Annotated in this window: 15 protein-coding genes; 7 read left to right on the forward strand and 8 right to left on the reverse strand. The window is 44.4% G+C overall.

What is annotated here, in order from left to right; translation table 11 throughout:
- Positions 1-86 precede the first annotated feature (86 nt).
- The 3 genes from potC to potA are packed head-to-tail and all read right to left on the reverse strand — an operon-like array spanning position 87 to position 3084.
- A complete protein-coding gene (gene potC / locus ACS8FC_RS00360; RefSeq protein WP_439295527.1) occupies positions 87-917 on the reverse strand; it encodes a spermidine/putrescine ABC transporter permease PotC in 831 nt (276 codons plus the stop codon).
- Positions 917-1804 carry a spermidine/putrescine ABC transporter permease PotB gene (gene potB / locus ACS8FC_RS00365; RefSeq protein ID WP_439295528.1) on the reverse strand — a complete coding sequence of 296 codons (888 nt, stop codon included), beginning with the start codon at positions 1802-1804 and terminating at the stop codon, positions 917-919. The genes potC and potB overlap by 1 nt, the downstream gene beginning before the upstream one ends.
- The gene (gene potA / locus ACS8FC_RS00370) at positions 1804-3084 is read right to left on the reverse strand and encodes a spermidine/putrescine ABC transporter ATP-binding protein PotA (protein ID WP_439295529.1); all 1281 of its coding nucleotides are present in this window, start codon (positions 3082-3084) and stop codon (positions 1804-1806) included. Before potA ends, potB begins: the two co-directional genes overlap by 1 nt.
- Before the next feature lie 488 nt (positions 3085-3572).
- Between potA and ACS8FC_RS00375 the strand changes: the two genes are divergently transcribed.
- The 4 genes from ACS8FC_RS00375 (at position 3573) to ACS8FC_RS00390 (ending at position 7223) form a co-directional block, all read left to right on the forward strand.
- On the forward strand, positions 3573-4211 hold the full coding sequence (locus ACS8FC_RS00375; protein WP_439262197.1) for a carbonic anhydrase: 639 nt from the start codon (positions 3573-3575) through the stop codon (positions 4209-4211).
- A gap of 159 nt (positions 4212-4370) precedes the next feature.
- The gene (gloA, locus tag ACS8FC_RS00380; RefSeq protein WP_439295530.1) at positions 4371-4949 is read left to right on the forward strand and encodes a lactoylglutathione lyase; all 579 of its coding nucleotides are present in this window, start codon (positions 4371-4373) and stop codon (positions 4947-4949) included.
- A 78-nt stretch (positions 4950-5027) separates the two neighbouring features.
- On the forward strand, positions 5028-5987 hold the full coding sequence (locus ACS8FC_RS00385) for a mechanosensitive ion channel family protein (protein WP_439295531.1): 960 nt from the start codon (positions 5028-5030) through the stop codon (positions 5985-5987).
- 63 nt (positions 5988-6050) lie between these two features.
- Positions 6051-7223 (forward strand): hypothetical protein, encoded by a 1173-nt coding sequence (locus ACS8FC_RS00390; RefSeq protein WP_439295532.1) that lies wholly within the window; start codon positions 6051-6053, stop codon positions 7221-7223.
- 88 nt (positions 7224-7311) lie between these two features.
- Here the strand turns inward: ACS8FC_RS00390 and ACS8FC_RS00395 are convergent, their stop codons facing one another.
- The 3 genes from ACS8FC_RS00395 to ribA form a co-directional block, all read right to left on the reverse strand.
- Positions 7312-7785: a c-type cytochrome gene (locus tag ACS8FC_RS00395; RefSeq protein ID WP_439295533.1), complete on the reverse strand. Its 474-nt coding sequence runs from the start codon at positions 7783-7785 to the stop codon at positions 7312-7314.
- Between the two features lie 406 nt (positions 7786-8191).
- Entirely contained in the window at positions 8192-9196 is a 1005-nt protein-coding gene (gene hemF, locus ACS8FC_RS00400; protein WP_439295534.1) for an oxygen-dependent coproporphyrinogen oxidase, read from the reverse strand.
- Positions 9197-9244: 48 nt separating this feature from the next.
- Positions 9245-9928: a GTP cyclohydrolase II gene (gene ribA / locus ACS8FC_RS00405; RefSeq protein ID WP_439262187.1), complete on the reverse strand. Its 684-nt coding sequence runs from the start codon at positions 9926-9928 to the stop codon at positions 9245-9247.
- Between the two features lie 601 nt (positions 9929-10529).
- On the opposite strand from ribA, the gene dxs reads away from it, so the two are divergent.
- Positions 10530-12641: a 1-deoxy-D-xylulose-5-phosphate synthase gene (gene dxs, locus ACS8FC_RS00410; RefSeq protein WP_439295654.1), complete on the forward strand. Its 2112-nt coding sequence runs from the start codon at positions 10530-10532 to the stop codon at positions 12639-12641.
- 251 nt (positions 12642-12892) lie between these two features.
- Positions 12893-13720 carry an inositol monophosphatase family protein gene (locus tag ACS8FC_RS00415; RefSeq protein WP_439295535.1) on the forward strand — a complete coding sequence of 276 codons (828 nt, stop codon included), beginning with the start codon at positions 12893-12895 and terminating at the stop codon, positions 13718-13720.
- A gap of 135 nt (positions 13721-13855) precedes the next feature.
- Here ACS8FC_RS00415 and ACS8FC_RS00420 read toward each other — a convergent pair whose 3' ends face one another.
- Positions 13856-15250 carry a WS/DGAT/MGAT family O-acyltransferase gene (locus ACS8FC_RS00420; protein ID WP_439295536.1) on the reverse strand — a complete coding sequence of 465 codons (1395 nt, stop codon included), beginning with the start codon at positions 15248-15250 and terminating at the stop codon, positions 13856-13858.
- Positions 15251-15371: 121 nt separating this feature from the next.
- Positions 15372-16199: a thiazole synthase gene (locus tag ACS8FC_RS00425; protein WP_439262182.1), complete on the reverse strand. Its 828-nt coding sequence runs from the start codon at positions 16197-16199 to the stop codon at positions 15372-15374.
- A gap of 349 nt (positions 16200-16548) precedes the next feature.
- On the opposite strand from ACS8FC_RS00425, the gene gspE reads away from it, so the two are divergent.
- Positions 16549-18090 (forward strand): type II secretion system ATPase GspE, encoded by a 1542-nt coding sequence (gene gspE, locus ACS8FC_RS00430; protein WP_439295537.1) that lies wholly within the window; start codon positions 16549-16551, stop codon positions 18088-18090.
- The last annotated feature ends 9 nt before the right edge of the window (positions 18091-18099 follow it).

The raw sequence follows: 18099 nt of genomic DNA on the forward strand, positions 1-18099 counted from the left end.
TGAGAAAAATTCATTATAACTAATGTAGCAGTGAATTCCACTCAAATGCTATTATTAAAAGTTTCTTATTAATAGATTGTTAATAACTAGCGCCGACGTAACAGCAGCTGCGAGATAATGACTAAGATAAGAGAAGCGGCAAGCAACAACGTACCAATGGCGTTTACTTCTGGCTTGAGTCCTACCCGCACCATCGAATAAATTCGTAGCGGTAAAATCTCATAGCTTGGGCCGGTGACAAAGGTTGATACCACCACGTCATCTAAAGACAGGGTAAATGCAAGCAACCAACCTGCCATTACCGCTGGCAGAATGACGGGAATCAGTACTGTACGCACCATCGTTGATTCGTTAGCGCCCAAATCACGCGCGGCTTCCATCAGGCGCTCATCTAAGCTGCTTAAGCGTGCAAACACCGTGATGACTACAAACGGCAGGCAAAAGGTAATGTGCGCGAGTAACAGCGATACGAAACCTAATTGCAGACCAATTAATAAGAATAATGCGAGCAATGAGATAGCCAAGACAATCTCAGGTGACATCATCAGTACAAATAACAGCCCATTTAACAGACCTTTGCCGCGAAAGTTGTAACGATGTAGTGCGAGGGCAGTCAACGTTCCTATCAACGTTGAGACGGTCGCAGCGACCAAACCTAATACAATAGAATGCCAAAATGCATCAAGCATCGCTTGGTTATTAAACAGCGACTCGTACCATTTGAGGCTAAAGCCGCCCCAGTTGTAGCCAATTTTTGACTTATTAAATGACATTACCACCAAGACGATAATGGGCAAATACAACAGAGTATAAATCAGGCCAAGATAGCCCTTAGCGGCTATGTTGCCAATCCTCATAGAACTTTTATTCTTAACGGATGAGCGACTTGATGAGTTGCTTAATGAATTATCAGACATTAGGCCACCTCATTAAAGTCGGTCTTGCCAATGCGGCGGCTACTGGCACGATAGGCGAGTAATAGTACGGCCATTGCAAGGGTCAATAATACGCTGGCTGCTGCACCGAATGGCCAATCGCGCGCATCCAAAAATTGGTTTTTAATAATGTTACCAACCAATAAATTGCGCGAGCCACCCAAAATATCTGCCACATAGAACATACCCATTGCTGGCAATAACACTAATAGCACCCCTGAGATAATCCCAGGTGTAGTCAATGGTAGTACCACGTGCCAAAAGGTCTGCGTTTTTGAAGCGCCCAAATCTTGCGAAGCGAGCAGCATGTCATTACGCAAATCAGTAAATACTGCATAGAGCGGTAATACCATAAACGGGAATAACAAATAAGTTAAACCTGCTATTACCGCGCCTTGGGTGTATAAAATATCAATAGGGGCATCGATAGCGCCTATCGCTAGTAGGGTTTTATTAATCAAACCATTATTGGCGAACAGCAATTTTAGTGCATAAGTCCGCACTAAAGAGTTGGTCCAAAACGGCAGTATTAATAGCATCATCAGCAGCGGCTGCCAACGCACTTTCGCTTTGGATATCAGCCACGCAAAAGGGTAACCAAGCAATAAACAGATGACCGTGGTAATGCCTGCCATCCATAACGAATGGACGAAGACCTCAAAATACAATGGGTCAATCATGCGTATATAGCTGTCGATACTAACAGGCAAGCTAATAAAAGCACTGCTATCGCGAGTCAGAAAGCTGACAGCGATCACCAATATATTTGGCAATAACGCAAATATCAGTAGCCAACCCCAGATCAACCAAAGCGTTGCGGTGCGGAAAGGGGTTTTGCTGCCCAAATTGAAACGGCTATTACCTGCCATCAGCTGCCGTCCTTTTGCACAATTTTATTTTGCGCCAATACGTTTTGCCCAGCTTCATTTTGTTCAGGTGCATTCCGCTCCGTCAGATGGTCTTCTGGCAATACCCATTCCCAACCATCCACCCATGAGACTTTGACTGCTTCATTCAATTTATAATCAAAGCTAGGATCATCCTCATCAAAGAACTCAGAGGCTTTAATAATATGACCGTTTGCTAACTCAATAATCGAATCTAAGGTGCTGCCTTTATAGTTACTCTCAATAACATGACCGAGTAAGCCACCATGTTCTTTATCATTGGGATCATAAATTCGCAAATCCTCAGGGCGGAGTAGTAAATTAACGATATCACCCACTTGTACACCGTTAGCAAAATCAGGGCGGCGCAAATTACGTAACGTCGTTGGCCCGTCTTGCGCCTGTGCTTCACAGACCTCAACCTCAATGCGCCCATTGGTCACTCGTCCATCACGATCTGGCTGATCAGGATAGAGACCTTTCACTTCGGCTTTAAATAGGTTGGTTTCACCAATGAATTTGGCGGTAAATAAATTGGCAGGGGTTTCATAAATCTCAATCGGCGTGCCAATTTGCTGGAATGTACCGTCTTTCATCACCGCGATACGGTCTGACATAGATAGCGCTTCTTCTTGGTCGTGAGTGACGAAAACGAAAGTAATACCTAATTCTCGTTGCAACCTTTTTAGCTCAGATTGCATCTGCAGACGCAGCTTGTGATCAAGCGCTGATAGTGGCTCATCAAGCAGTAGCAACTTAGGGCGATTAATCACCGCACGTGCAATGGCGACGCGCTGCTGCTGACCGCCTGATAGATCTTGTGGTTTGCGATTGGCTAAGTGCTCGAGCTGTACCATCGCCAGCATCTCGCGCACCCGCGTTTGAATCTCAGCTTTGGGGACTTTTTTGAGTTTAAGACCATAAGCGACATTTTGTGCGACACTCATATGTGGAAACAACGCATACTGCTGAAACACAGTATTAACCGGACGCTTATCGGCGGGCAGACCTGCCATCTGTACGCCATCCAAATATATTGCCCCAGCATTTGGCTGTTCAAACCCAGCGATTAGGCGCAGTAGTGTCGTCTTGCCACAACCTGATGGGCCAAGCAAGGTTAAAAATTCACCATGCTTGATATCAAGGTTGATGTCTTTTAATACTTCTGTTTGATCGTAAGTTTTTTTTAGACCAGTCAGTTGTAACAGTACAGTGTCAGATGATGCAAGGTTGTAGGGCGTATTCGTAGATGAGTCGGTCATAATATTCGTTCCTAAGTGTCCAGCATGTCAGTACATCTTTTAAGATAAGACACTGTAAACAACGTGGTTTGGCAAAGCATAAGCGTGGTCTGGTTACTATACATTATAACAAACCCTTAATATAAATTAAGCCAAGTTCGTTATTTGTTGCGTAGGCTGTGACGGCAAAAGTGTTGCTATTTTTTAAAGCATCTTCCTAGTATTTCTATGTATAATTTGAGAGGTTCATCATTTGTGTAAAGCCGAAACGTACGCGAAAATCTAATACGCTCTAGAGACTACTTCTAGTTTTTAATTGAAAAAATGACTTTAACACAATTTTTTTATCATTTTTTAGCCTCTATTCCTATACAATTACTTCATGGCTGACCAATATAATGAGCCAAAAGGCTTAAGAATTACTAATAGACCACGAGCTAAGTAATCGCTAGAAAATAAATCTAAAGCCATTTAATGCTCTAATAATTATCAATAATTAAGGACACTTTATGCCGAATGATACACGCCCAAAAACAGGTCAAGAAGCACTCGAGCTTTTAAAAGAAGGCAACGCACGTTACGTCGATAGCCTGACTAATACCGACCCCTGTATGCAAAGACGCCCTGAGCTTGTCAATGATCAAGATCCACTAGCGATAATTTTGGGCTGCTCAGATGCACGCGTGCCCGTTGAGATTGTCTTTGATCAAGGTTTGGGTGATTTATTTGTCATTCGGGTAGCAGGTAATGTGGTGGCACCATCACAAATCGGTTCAATTGAGTTTGCAGCCGAAAAGTTCGGTACCAAGCTGGTGGTGGTGCTCGGACATTCACACTGCGGTGCGGTGACGGCTTGTGTTGAAGCGCTTATCAACCCTGAGCAGAACTATACGCCCAACTTACAATCTATCGTCGATCGTATTCGCCCAAGCGTTTATAACTTGCATGAGCTTGCGACGGCCAATGGTCAAGACGTAGATGCGGACGAATTACTTGAGCGTTCTATCAGTGCTAATGTGCGTATGTCAGTCAGTCAACTAAAACATGGTTCGCGTGCGCTAGAAGATCTAACCAATAGTGGTCAGCTGCTTATCGTTGGTGCAGAGTATGACTTAGAGACAGGAAAAGTACGGTTTTTAGAGAACTAGTCAGTATCATAAGCTCAGCATATTAAAGACACGCTCTTACAAAACTTTATCAATAGTTTTATGAATTTTTATTACGATGAAGTGGCTTAGCAGATCGCTACTATAGTTACAGTGGTTTGCTAGCTTCCCAATCACTTTTTGTCACTTATTAGGATGATTATGTCTAATTTAGCCTCTAACTCGACAACTGATAACCACAATTCAACGATAACCCAGCCTACAAGTAGCGTAAACGCAAATGGTGTCCAATCCATCTCCGCTCAAACCACAGGTTTTACATTTAACCACACCATGCTACGGGTAAAAGACCCTGCTAAGTCCTTAGCGTTTTATACTGGCGTACTGGGTATGACTTTGCTCGCGGTAAAAAAGTTCCCTGATATGGAATTTGATTTATACTTTTTGGCCAAGCTGACAGAAAGCGAGCGCGAAAACTTGCCAGCAGGTAGTGACTTGGAAATCTTTGCGTTCCGTCAACGCGGTATTTTAGAGCTGACCCACAACTATGGTACTGAAAACAAGACCGACTTTAGCTACCATGATGGCAATAGCGAGCCGCAAGGCTTTGGTCATATTTGCTTTAGCGTACCCAATTTAGATGAAGCGATAGCTTGGTTTGATACAAACGATGTGGAATTTAAAAAACGTCCTGAAGATGGCAGTATGAAAAATATCGCCTTTATCAAAGATGTCGATGGTTACTGGATTGAGATTGTACAAGCTGACTTGATGCGTTAAATTGCAGCGTCCAAAAGACAATGACTGAAAGACAATGACTTAATAAAAAAGGTAAATAACTTAAGGAGCTTCCCCTATATGCCTAGCCCTGAGGCAGACACCATTGCTGTTGATCCAGCTACCACGCCCGATGAGCTGACGTATCATAGCATCATAGATTCAGCAAATGAGATATTGGTTGGTTTTGTCGAGCGTATTCCATATTTTGTTGCATCAATTATCGTTATCCTAATTTTTTGGTTTTTATCAATAGTATTTAAAAAAATCGTTCACAAACTATTAGGTAGTCGGAGTCGACATCAAAATCTGGTCAAAGTGTTTCAGCGGGTAGGCGGGGCACTGATTATTTTTATTGGCTTTATGATAGCCATGGTCATTGCAGTGCCAGGTTTTACGCCTGCCAAGCTGATTGGTGCACTTGGTATCGGTTCGGTCGCCATTGGCTTTGCGTTTAAAGATATTTTTCAAAACCTGCTCTCTGGTATTTTGCTGCTGCTCTCAGAACCCTTTCGTATCGGCGATCAGATTGTCTCAGGCGATTATGAAGGGACTGTTGAAGACATCAAAATCCGTGCGACGACTATCAGGACTTATGATGGTCGGCAAGTGGTCATTCCAAACTCAGATCTGTATACGTCAGCATTGACTGTCAATACGGCGTATAAGCAGCGCCGTCTGCAAGTGGCAGTCGGTATCGGCTATGAAGACGATATTGAGACGGCAAAAGCGGAGATTTTACGTGCGTTAGATAAGGCCGATAGCGTATCGACGAAAGCTAAACCAAGTGTTATCGCAACTGGCTTTGGTGGCTCGTCTATAGATCTGACAGTACGCTGGTTTATCGAAGATGGTACTCAAGCAAACAAAGTCGCCTCGATTCATCAAGTCATCGTTGAGATTAAGACAGCGCTGGATGCAGCAGATATCAATATCCCCTTCCCAATAAGGACGATAGATCTAAGCGATCCTTCAGTAAAAGCCATCGTCAATAGATTAAATGAACATCAAGCTGTTAATACCGATAAAGCTGAAAAATAGCTTGATTACAATAAGGCCTCTGCTTTGGCCACAATGTTTGTCTACGTTGAGTAGTCTTCGCCTATGACTAAAAGAACCATCGCCCTTGGAGTCATGAAACTTAGCGTGGCTCAAAAACAAGACCACAGTGCTTTAGATACCTTAACTGAAGCAGCTATGGTTGCGTTTAATCAAGTTGTCCAAAAGACGTTGGATATTGAGGTGTCGTCGTTTTCCTTTACAGGGCATAGCCTTACTCCTAGCAAGCAAGGCTACCAAGCCCTCGACTTTGTACAGATCGGTATCAACGAAAAGACTGAACGCAAACTGGCCTTTTTGCTTATCGTTACAGATGTGGAGATTGCCGCCGCGTCGATGTCCTACCTTCTTGCGCTGCCATCGCAGCTTACGAACGTGGCTGTAATCTCCACGCGCCGCTTGGTCGATCATGGAGAGGACAAGCTTTTACAAAAAGGGCTTCGTACCGAGCGACTTACCACGATAATGCTGCACTGCTTTGGGCGACTGCTCAACCTAAGCTATACAAAGGAGCCAACCAACTATTTGGCGCGAGTGGAGATGTCAGACGATCTTGACGCCATGCGACATTTCACAGTGATTCAGCAGCAGCAGATGGTCAAAAATTTGCCACAAGAAGCCAATGATCGTTACTCTAGGGGCGGTAAGCTTACCTTTATCATACGTCACATCTTAGGCAACCTTCCTCGAATATTTCGCGGCGCTATTAGAGCGAATCCGTTACGCATTACCACCAAGCTACCAACCATGATCGCAACAGCGCTTTCAGTGATTATCGTCCTTATATTTGGCGGGGAGACATGGGATTTTGCTGCTTCAGTTTCCTACGGACAGCTCACAGTCTTTGTGATTACAAGTTTTTTGGCAGCCAGCTTTGTGCTATATCGAGCTTTTTCTTTTCGGCTGATTGCAACACGGCGAGGGCAGACGTCGGAGAGTTCAGTGGTTACAGCGGCAGCCACCTATTTGGCACTGGTACTGACCTTAATTTGTATGTTTTTTATGTTTGGCGTGTTGATGTACGGCGTGGTGGTGTTTGTGTTTCCGGATGCACTGATGAGCACATGGACTTCTGATAAAGACGGTGCTACCTTTGCCGCTCATATGCGACTGGCTGCCTTTTTGGCAGCGGTGGGAGTGCTGTCAGGCTCGCTTGGTGGGTCGGCAGATTCTCGCTCTGTGGTACGCAACGTACTGTTTGCCGCTGACGAAACCTAGAAGCTAGTCGCACTGCTGACCCTTTATACCTTATAGATTATGGTCACCAACAACGCATGATTAACCATAATCTTTGATTTAGACTGTTTTAGTTATCTGTTTCTACTTGATAGTCATCGTGGCATGACTTACAGCTTTTACCAACCGCACCAAAAGCAGCTTCGATATCGCTGGCGCTGGTTGCCGTTGATGCCGCCATATTAAGCTCAGCACTGGCTTGTTGGAAATCTTCTGAACGAGCAATAAAATCCTCGTTGTTGCTCCAAACTTCTTCTTTTGCATTACCAACAGCTTCAGCATCTACAAAATGATTCCAAGGGGTCTTAGACTCTTCCGCCAAAAACGCGGCTTGCTCTTGAAATACTTCAGCATCAAAGGTATCTGGTTCTTTGACCATGCCGCCCATGACCTTCATTGAATCGCCATAATTTTTCATAATATCTTGACGCGCTTTAACATCAGGATGAGTAGGGCTGCTACAAGCGGTGAGGCCAAGTGCCGCTGCCATAAGCGTAACGCCGAAGATTGATTTTATCGATTTGTTAGCGTGAACTTGTGTCATGTATATAACTCCTTTATACGTGGCTAATAGGAAGCATCTAACCAATGCCAATCCTTAAATGAGATGGTTATGTAAAATATAAAATAGACGCCTATAAACAATGGTTACTCATAAGTGTCTATTCTATATGCATTGTCTTTAATGTAACGGTGGATGCTATGATAGATGTAGGTCTCTTGCGTACACTTTTGTAAGCGCATGTAACTTTATAATTAATAGCACTATAAAAATAAAGGTCAGCTATAAAAGCTGACCTTCATTCGTAATTGGATACGATGCTGTCCATAAAGAATAGACAGTTTATAAAATATCGTTAGGTATAAGCGCAATACAATGACCACTATACGGTATAGATTATACTAAAAATACTGATTGACCATTGTAAGCTCCATTATGCCAACAAGGATTATAAAGTCAACCAATCGCGCGGTTTTAGATAAAAATCGGTTAGCTCAAACTCAGGTGAGTCAGGCTCTGGCTCAAAGCGATAATGCCAACTGGCAAGGGGCGGCATGCTTACCAAGATAGACTCGATACGGCCATTACTTTGTAGCCCAAACAAAGTGCCGCGATCATAGACAAGGTTGTACTCGACATAACGACCGCGACGATACAGCTGAAATTCGCGCTGCTCATCAGTATAAGGGATGTCTTTACGCTGCTCAAAAATAGGCACGATACCTTCAAGGTAACCATTACCTACCGCTTTCATAAAGTCAAAGCAGGTCTCAAAATCCCAGCCACGACTCTCAGTATTGACATCATCATAGAATAGACCACCAATACCGCGCTGCTCATCTCGATGACGCAAATGAAAGTATTCATCACACCACTGTTTAAAATCAGGATAGACGCTGTCACCAAAGGGCGTGCACAGATTATGACAGACTTGATGCCAATGAACACAGTCAGCCAATACAGGATAGAACGGCGTCAAATCAAAACCGCCACCAAACCACCAAATAGGATCTTCGCCTGCAGCCTCTGCGACAAATAAACGCACGTTAGCGTGGCTGGTAGGGACGTTTGGATTCTTGGGATGTACGACTAGAGATACACCCATTGCTTGTGCCTTGCGACCGGCAATGTTAGGGTGACGAGCAGTTGCTGAAGCGGGCAAGTTATGAACATGGATATGGCTAAACATGACACCTGCTTTTTCGATGACCTTGCCATCTGCTAAAACACACGAGCGTCCGCCCCCACCTTCTGGACGCTCCCAGTCGTCAGGAACAAAGGTTGCATCGCCGCCGCCGTCACGCTCTTGCGCTTCTAGTGTTTGACAAATACGCGCTTGTAGGTCAACCAAAAACTCACGTACACGTGTGATGTCATCAGGTGTCGGCGTGGTTTGGTTGCCGTTAGCATCAGTATTGTGTTTGGGAGTACTGTTTAGATTGGGAATGCTCATAAAAATTTCTATCACTATAGCCGTTGGTAAAGATTTTTGATGATAAGTTTATTTATTAAGATGAGCTTTGGTATAAAACTCTTTATCAAGCAGATGACCCATACGGTCACGTTTGGTGGCCAAATAATCAGCGTTGCTGTCATTGACCCCGACCACCAATGGTACCCGCTCAACGACATTGATACCATTGTCCGTTAAATAAGACACTTTATCCGGGTTGTTGGTAATAAGACGAACTTCATCAACGCCTACATGAGCAAGCATAGGGCCACACATATCATAGATGCGCGCGTCAGCAGGCAGCCCTAACATAAGATTGGCATCTAGGGTATCATGGCCTTGATCTTGCAAAGCATAGGCACGAATTTTATTGGTCAATCCAATACCGCGACCTTCTTGACGCAGATATAAAATAGCACCGTAGCCAGTCGCTTGTATTGCCTCCATAGCCGTATTAAGCTGTGGTCCGCAATCGCATTTTAACGAGCCAAAAGCATCGCCTGTCAAGCATTCAGAATGGATGCGCACTAAAGGTACAGAGCTCTCTACTGGCTTGGTATGAGGTTTTATAGGGCGTGTTTGCATAGTGTTTTTTTCTGGCAGAGGGTCTACCACTGGTAGGCCAACACTAAGCATCACGTGTTCTTGACCGTCTTCATTTTCAAATACATGAAGGTCAAACTCGCCGTGACGAGTGGGTAGTTTTGCACTGGTAATAAATTGATATGACATTGATGTCCTGCATAGGCCGATCATCGTGGCAGTAGAAATTATAAAGGCCATAGTCGTATCGTAACGGCTATGTGTCGAAGAGCGGGATAAGCAAGCTATATGTTTGCAAAACCCCTGTTCATAATAACTGTCACTAGCTGGTTATCATTGTATAATGTTCATAATGATAACTTTTCAACGTGATTGTGAGAAAAACACACAAAGTTCACAGACGATGCACGATGAGTAAAGCGACAGTTTAAAAAAAATGCTATTATGCCATACTATTTTAACGGATACAGTGACAAGTCTTTGCCCTTATATTACTGTATCGTCATTTGTGCATAGTATGCAATATATGGTTATTGATTTACTATTGTCATGGTTACTTTTATTTTATGTCTATGATAATGGTACATTTAAACAAAACATGTAAATAGTTTCATGTAAATACTAATAAACAGTGACGATGCGCTAAGCATATCGCAATCTATAAGTAATAGCAGTATATACTACCTAGCTATTGTAGATGGTTTCATAACACCGTATCAATATGATAACGGTGTATGACGATATAGTAAGATGGCGCTTTGTCAGCAGCTTGGTAGGTATCGTACGATTTATGCAGCAGTCACCTTATTTTTTACAGTCTCAGTCAGCATCTGCGTCACCTCATACGTCGCTATCTAGGCCATTGGCTACCGATTCTGCTGCACACCTATCAGGCTTGCAACAGACTTTTAAGCAGATACCGCGCACGCGTCCTTATACGCCGCTACTTGATACAATTGATGCGCCTGTAGACATCAAAGCACTCAACACTGAGCAATTAATCGTGTTGGTCGATGAGCTGCGCTTGTTTTTATTGTATTCAGCGGGTCAAAGTGGTGGGCATTTTGGGGCGAATCTGGGTGTGGTTGAACTGACTATCGCTCTGCATTATTTGCTTGATACACCTCAAGATCAGATTGTTTGGGATGTGGGTCATCAAGCGTATGCGCATAAGGTCCTCACTGGTCGTCGCGATAAGCTCAGTAGTATACGCGCCAAAAATGGTTTGACAGCATTCCCTGAGCGTGTGGAATCCGTTTACGATACTTTTGGCGTAGGACATTCATCAACGTCTATCTCAGCAGGCTTGGGTATGAGCTTGGCGCTACGCTATCAAGGGCGCCCGCAGACGGTTGCTTGTGTCATTGGTGATGGCGCAATGACTGGTGGTATGGCTTTTGAGGCTATGAATGATGCTGTACAGCAAGATGCGGATTTATTGGTCATTTTAAATGACAATGACATGTCGATATCGTGTTCTATTGGTGGGTTTTCGCGACACTTAGCGATGCTTTGGGAGTCAGGTTATCAAGTTGATATCTCAGATACAGGGGCACCGGTGCTGCGCCATCGTCCAAACATGCAGGCATTTGATCGACGCAAACGTCATAGTGAACATCGTGATGTACCGCAGTTAGAAGACAATTTGTTTAAAGCCATTGGTTTTACCTATTTTGGGCCCTTTGATGGTCACAATATTCCTGAGCTGCTACGAGTATTGTCACTTGCCAAACAGGTAAAAGGACCAGTACTAGTACATATTTATACGACCAAAGGCAAAGGTTTTGCGCCTGCGGAAGCCGATCCCGTCGGTTATCATGCCATTAGCAAATTACCTGCTGAAGACATTGTCGCTTGTGACTTTGCCAAAGATAAAGCGACTATCGAGAGTGAAGCTACTAAAGATAAGCCTTCTAAACTAAAGTATTCGCAAGTGTTTGGGCAGTTTTTATGCGATAAAGCGGCACAAGATAATAGGCTATTAGCGATCACTCCAGCGATGGAAGAGGGCTCTGGGATGATTGACTTTGCCCGCCAGTTCCCAGAGCGGTTTTTTGATGTGGCCATTGCTGAGCAGCATGCGGTGACACTTGCGGGCGGTATGGCAACGCAAGGCGTCAAGCCCATTGTCGCGATATACTCCACCTTTTTGCAGCGTGGTTATGATCAGCTTATTCACGATATTGCATTGCAAAATCTTGATGTGACATTCGCGATTGATCGAGCCGGTCTTGTTGGAGAGGATGGCGCAACCCATGCTGGCGTATTTGATCTGGCTTTTCTGCGCTGCGTACCCAACATGCTTATTGCAGCGCCAAAAGATGAAAACGAGTGCTATCACCTGCTTAATACTTGCTATGAGTATGAAGGAAGCACAGCGGTTCGTTACCCACGAGGCATCGGCACTGGCGCGATGATAAGTCGTCCAGCACAGAACTATAAGATAGGACAAGCCGTGGTAGAGACCGTATTGGGAAATGCCCATGCTACTAACAAGCTTGCGCTATTGGCCTTTGGTACGATGGTAGCGACGGCCAAGCAAGCGGCCAAGATATTGACATCTGATGGTGCAACCAGTGATTGTCAGGTGCAAGTCGTCAACATGCGCTGGGTAAAGCCATTGGATACCAATTTGCTTGAAACGTTGATTGAGCAAGGTGTGACGCATATTGCAACCTTAGAAGAGCATATGATCATGGGCGGTGCAGGTAGCGCTGTCAACGAGTATTTGCTCAATGCGTCTGCTGCATTTGCTGTTAGCCGTCCAGCTATTGCTAATATCGGTATTTCTGATCGTTTTATTGCCCATGGTTCACAAGCAGAACAATTGGCGGATTGTGGTTTAGACACTCATGGCGTGGTCACACAGTTACAGCGTTTATTGACTTCGCTCAAAGCATGATAGTTTGGCGTAACACCTGCTTGCCGTAGGTGCTAATTTTTTTACAGCTTGCATGATTTTTGATGGTGGCCATTAGCCATGGTAAGCCTGTTATTTATCGTTTTTTGTTTTTAGTATGTTGCGATCAGGCTGTTTGAGATCGTATAAGAAAGGCATAGATTGGCAGACAATTGGTGTGCCAACTATGTAAGCAATAGTAATATCTGTAGTCTTCATTCATTTTATTTATTCAACAAGTAGATAGGTTATTTATGGAACCCATGGTCGTCATCGCAGCGCGTACTGCCGAAAAAGTTGGTGCAGAGATTCTACACGCGCATCAAAATCGCCACAAAATTGAGTTTGATACTGAGTCAAAAGGTATCGACGGTTTAGTGACACGCATTGATCGCTTTAGTGAAGAGCTCACTATCGAGACCCTCAAAAGCAATTATCCAAACCATTCGTTTTTGGGTGAAGAGTTTGGTATGCAAGAAGGCCGCGGTGAAGATGCAGATTGGTGCTGGATTATTGATCCACTTGATGGGACCAAAAACTTCGTCCACGGAGTACCGCAGTTTTGTGTATCGATCGCTGTGCAGCACAAAGGCGTTACTCAGCACGGTGTGGTATATGACCCTATTCGTGATGAGATGTTCTCTGCCAGCCGAGGCAAGGGCGCACGTCTAAACCAGCGCCGTATCAACGTAAGCGAGCGTAAGACCATCGATGGTGGGTTGTTTACGACTGGTCATCCACTTGAACGTCATCGTAATGGTGAAGTCATCTCTTTTGCTAAAGAGCACTTTGAAAGCTTACAAAAAGTGTCTGAGGCAGGTGGTCAAATGCGTCGTTTGGGCTCGGCAGCACTTGATTTATGCTATGTGGCAGCAGGGCGTTTTGATGGTTATTTTGAGATGTCTATTAAGCCATGGGATATCGCAGCAGGTGAGCTGATCGTATCAGAGGCACGCGGAGTCGTGGTTGATCATACAGGCGCACATAATTCCATGAAGTCAGGCTCTATTTTTGCTTGTAACGTCAAGCTACTAAAACCATTGATGCAAATAGTGGTGCCAACATGGCGTGACGCTGTATAAGGGCGTTGCACCAATAAGACTGTACTTAAAAAGTTGTGTTTAAAAAATTTAAAAAGCTGACTCTATGATAGGGTCAGCTTTTTTTATGGTAATTTTATAAGATGAGACCTTTAACGTTATTCACAGCCCTCAACGTTATTCACGTAGTCCCAATTCTTTTTCTTTACTCACGTTTTCTAGTACAGCAAGCTCTTCTTCAATCAAGCCCAGCATGTCTTGTACATGCGGCAACAGCTTGCTACAAGCGGTAATACAAAACTCTACTTTATCTAAATAGCTGGCAAGCGTGATGTTCATTGCTTGACCATCTAATATAATAGAAGCTGGATACAGTGCTTTGAGCGGTGCGCCGTTCCAGTACAGTGGCTTTTTAGCCCCAGGTACATTAGAGATAATAAGGTTAAAAGCTTGTTTTTTGGGGAATATCCCCGTTAATAGGTTAATGCCTTCCCACGCATAAGCGATGGCACTATAGTTGATTACCTGTGCTTGATTCATACGCCGGAACCGACGTTTTCCACTATTCATACTGCCATTGATCAGCTGTAGTCGACGAAGAGGGTCATCTAAATGCGTGCCTAAGTTTGCCAAAACAAATGAGATTTGATTGCCAGTGGTACTATTGTCGCTGCGTAATGACATCGGTACAAAAGCAATCAAGGGTTTATTCGGTAACGCATCAAGTTTGAGCAAGTAACGCCGTATGGCACCAGAGCAAACAGCAAGTATCACATCATTCATACTGACATCGAGTTTGTCAGCGATGTCATCAAAGCGCTGCATATCATAAGATTGCGCTGCAATTCGCCGTGAGGCAGAGATGCGCTGGTTTAATATACTCATGGGAGCATCAAAGGTGCCAACATAATCGTCTTTGCCATGATGTTTAAAGTTATCCAGTAGTTCGGTAAATACCGGCTTAATGGTAGATAGCTGCTCTTTTATAATACGAGTCACAGAGCGTCCAGTAGGTATCAGAGCATCTACTTGATTACGATGGCGTGCCATGAGTGACCACACTGGCAGCGTCATAGGCTCATACGGTGACTGTGAAAGCGACTTTTGGATGAGGCGCATGGCAGCGATACCATCGACCAATGAGTGATGAATCTTAAAGTATAGGGCAAAGCGTTCAGGACTATCGTCAGTCTCTGGTTGAATGCCCTCAACGACATGACATTCCCATAGTGGCATCGCCCGATCAAGTAAGCGCCCATGCTCTTTTGAGACGTACATCAGTAGCTCTCGGACGCGAGCAGGTCTTGGCAAGGCAACATGACGAAAATGATGCTCAACATCAAAATCTTCATCTTGCTTCCAAAACAACAACCGTTCGAGTACCTGATTGAACGGAAAGCTTGGTGGTACGTCAGAGGTTTGCATTTGTCTTACCAGCTGATAAACAAAATCACCCTCTGCGTTTTGAGCGTCGACCGGTAGTTCAAACAAAAACAAGCCGCCCACATGCATAGGCTGTTTACGCGACTCAAGAAGTAAAAATAACTGATCAACTGCCGTCAGTAAGCGCATGGGGTGTCCTTTAGGGTCAATGAGTAAGGTCAGTGAGCTGCGTATTATAAGTAGCCTGTCGGCACATCGATATGAACAGCGGTTAAATTAAGTATATAAACGACTGGGTATTAAAACTATTTTATTGAAAAAAGTAACCAGTTTGCGGCGAGCTGGCTTGTGCCATCTTACGCATAGGCATCCGCCCTGCCAAAAACGCTTCACGACCTGCCCAAATAGCGTGTTTCATTGCATGGGCCATCATCACTGGTCGTTGAGCATTGGCAATCGCTGAGTTCATAAGTACACCATCACAACCAAGCTCCATGGCAATAGCTGCATCAGAGGCAGTACCAACGCCAGCGTCAACCAATACTGGCACCTTAGCGTTTTCGATGATAAGGCTGAGCGTATGACGGTTGAGGAGTCCAAGACCAGAACCAATAAGGCTACCCAAAGGCATAATCGCCACACAGCCCATACTTTCTAGCTCTTGCGCGACAATGGGGTCGTCTGATGTGTATACCATCACCTCAAAGCCATCATCAATCAGTACTTTTGCCGCCTTTAAAGTTTCCATAATATTGGGGTACAAACTGTTTTCGTCACCCAATACTTCAAGCTTAACTAAGTTATGACCTCCCAGCAGTTCACGCGCAAGCTTACAAGTTCGAACTGCCGTCTCAGCATCAAAGCAACCAGCAGTATTGGGTAAAATAGTATATTTGTCAGGCGAGATGACATCTAACAAGTTCGGCTCGTTACTGTTTTGACCAATGTTGGTACGACGAATAGCGACAGTGACGATCTCGGCCGCTGAGGCTGCAATAGCGGTTCCGGTCTCAGCCATATCTTTATATTTACCAGTGCCGACCAATAGACGTGATGAAAAGGTGCGACTACCAACAGTAAAAGTATCTTGAACAATAGGGGAGTTCTCAGTGGTAGTTTGAATGGAGGCTTGAGACATATCTGAAATCCTAATAACGGGCGGACTATAAAAGATGAAAGGCATAAGCAGCACTAATACGAGCAGTCAAAGCCAGTACTAGAAATCAAAAATAGTACTAGGAGTCAATACTGATATACGCTTATCGAATCGTAAAAGGTCGTAAAAGCCTTGCTAATGATATAAAACAAAATGTTATTATAACAAACTCATAAGCGCTTACCGATAACTTTACTGAGTTTAATCATGTAAGTATAAGGCACTTATATTAGATACTGCCTACTTATTAAAAACCCTAACGCCTTTACTAAAGAGGCTAAGCACTTATGAATTTGTTTATCACCCACTTTATTTTTATCAGGTCGTTTTTATGATGCAACTGCCGTACAGTTTTGCAAAACGCCACCAGCTTTTAGTGATTTTAGCGATAGATGCTGAGCTGCCACCGACGTTGGTATTGACCAAAGCCACACCGCTTTCTGCCATCAATGAAGCTGTGCGATTTTTGCAGCAGCAAGGCGTACGCGGTGTGCCTGTTTATGACAGCATCAGCATGGACGAATTTGAAAAACGCCTGAATGCAGCTTATGCAGGCAATACGGGTGAATCCCAGCATATCGCCGCTGGTCTTGAAGACCATCCAGATTTGGACAGCTTAGCAGATAGTGTGCCTGAGACCGAAGACTTGATGGATCAGCAGGATGATGCGCCTATTATACGTCTCATCAATGCGCTATTATCAGAAGCGATACGTCTTAATGCCTCAGATATCCATATCGAGACTTTTGAGAAGCGTCTGGTTGTCCGTTTTCGGGTGGATGGTGAGCTCAAAGAAATCATTACGCCCAAACGTCAGTTGGCACCGCTTTTGGTCTCACGGATCAAAGTCATGGCCAAACTTGACATCGCAGAAAAACGCGTGCCACAAGATGGGCGTATCAGTCTACGGCTAGCAGGGCGTGAGGTCGATGTGCGGGTATCAACGTTGCCCTCAAGCTTTGGGGAACGCGTGGTCATGCGCTTGTTAGATAAGCAAGCAGGCCGCCTCAATATGACTTATCTTGGGCTTGCAGACAATGACTATACTGAGCTTAAACGCTTAATCCATCGTCCGCATGGCATTATTTTGGTGACAGGTCCTACGGGTTCAGGCAAAACGACGACCCTATATGCTGCATTGACTGATTTAAACGATCAGACCCGCAATATCTTAACGGCTGAAGATCCCATCGAATTTCAGCTTGATGGTATTGGTCAGACCCAAGTGAATAATAAAGTAGATATGACTTTTGCCACAAGTTTGCGGGCGATGTTACGACAAGATCCAGATGTGGTCATGGTTGGTGAGATTCGAGATATCGAAACTGCTGAGATTGCAGTACAAGCGTCATTGACAGGGCATTTGGTGTTATCAACACTGCATACCAATACCGCTATCGGTGCGGTGACTCGCCTGCAAGATATGGGGGTAGAGCCGTTCTTATTATCGTCTTCGCTTATTGGCGTGGTCGCGCAGCGTCTGGTGCGGACCCTTTGTACCCATTGTCATACGTGGCAAACGGCAGATAGTGAGCAAGCAAAGCTGTTCTCTGAGATTGGTATTGAAACTGTTTCTAGAGCCTCGGTGACGACAGCGCTTAAGCTACCAAATCCCGTTGGCTGTGATAAGTGCAATCAGTCTGGCTTTAAAGGGCGTACAGCAATATATGAAGTCGTACCAATTGATGATACGTTAAGACGTATGATTCATAGTAATACTGCGGAGTATGAGCTTGAGTCTTATGCTCGTCAAAAGACCCCATCGATTCGTGCCGATGGTTTGCATAAAGTGATAGCGGGACAGACGACATTAGAAGAAGTACTACGCGTCACCAAAGAAAGCGCCCTAACTGAGGACGCTATCATTGTATAATTGGAGCTA

Source organism: Psychrobacter sp. 1Y4 (assembly GCF_051847555.1).

Coding starts and splice junctions, on each gene's coding strand:
- dxs (WP_439295654.1), top strand. CDS start 10,530: ATGCAGCAGTCACCTTATTTTTTACAGTCTCAGTCAGCATCTGCGTCA.
- ribA (WP_439262187.1), bottom strand. CDS start 9,928: ATGTCATATCAATTTATTACCAGTGCAAAACTACCCACTCGTCACGGC.
- hemF (WP_439295534.1), bottom strand. CDS start 9,196: ATGAGCATTCCCAATCTAAACAGTACTCCCAAACACAATACTGATGCT.
- ACS8FC_RS00415 (WP_439295535.1), top strand. CDS start 12,893: ATGGAACCCATGGTCGTCATCGCAGCGCGTACTGCCGAAAAAGTTGGT.
- ACS8FC_RS00385 (WP_439295531.1), top strand. CDS start 5,028: ATGCCTAGCCCTGAGGCAGACACCATTGCTGTTGATCCAGCTACCACG.
- ACS8FC_RS00420 (WP_439295536.1), bottom strand. CDS start 15,250: ATGCGCTTACTGACGGCAGTTGATCAGTTATTTTTACTTCTTGAGTCG.
- ACS8FC_RS00390 (WP_439295532.1), top strand. CDS start 6,051: ATGACTAAAAGAACCATCGCCCTTGGAGTCATGAAACTTAGCGTGGCT.
- gspE (WP_439295537.1), top strand. CDS start 16,549: ATGATGCAACTGCCGTACAGTTTTGCAAAACGCCACCAGCTTTTAGTG.
- ACS8FC_RS00425 (WP_439262182.1), bottom strand. CDS start 16,199: ATGTCTCAAGCCTCCATTCAAACTACCACTGAGAACTCCCCTATTGTT.
- gloA (WP_439295530.1), top strand. CDS start 4,371: ATGTCTAATTTAGCCTCTAACTCGACAACTGATAACCACAATTCAACG.
- potB (WP_439295528.1), bottom strand. CDS start 1,804: ATGGCAGGTAATAGCCGTTTCAATTTGGGCAGCAAAACCCCTTTCCGC.
- ACS8FC_RS00375 (WP_439262197.1), top strand. CDS start 3,573: ATGCCGAATGATACACGCCCAAAAACAGGTCAAGAAGCACTCGAGCTT.
- potA (WP_439295529.1), bottom strand. CDS start 3,084: ATGACCGACTCATCTACGAATACGCCCTACAACCTTGCATCATCTGAC.
- ACS8FC_RS00395 (WP_439295533.1), bottom strand. CDS start 7,785: ATGACACAAGTTCACGCTAACAAATCGATAAAATCAATCTTCGGCGTT.
- potC (WP_439295527.1), bottom strand. CDS start 917: ATGTCTGATAATTCATTAAGCAACTCATCAAGTCGCTCATCCGTTAAG.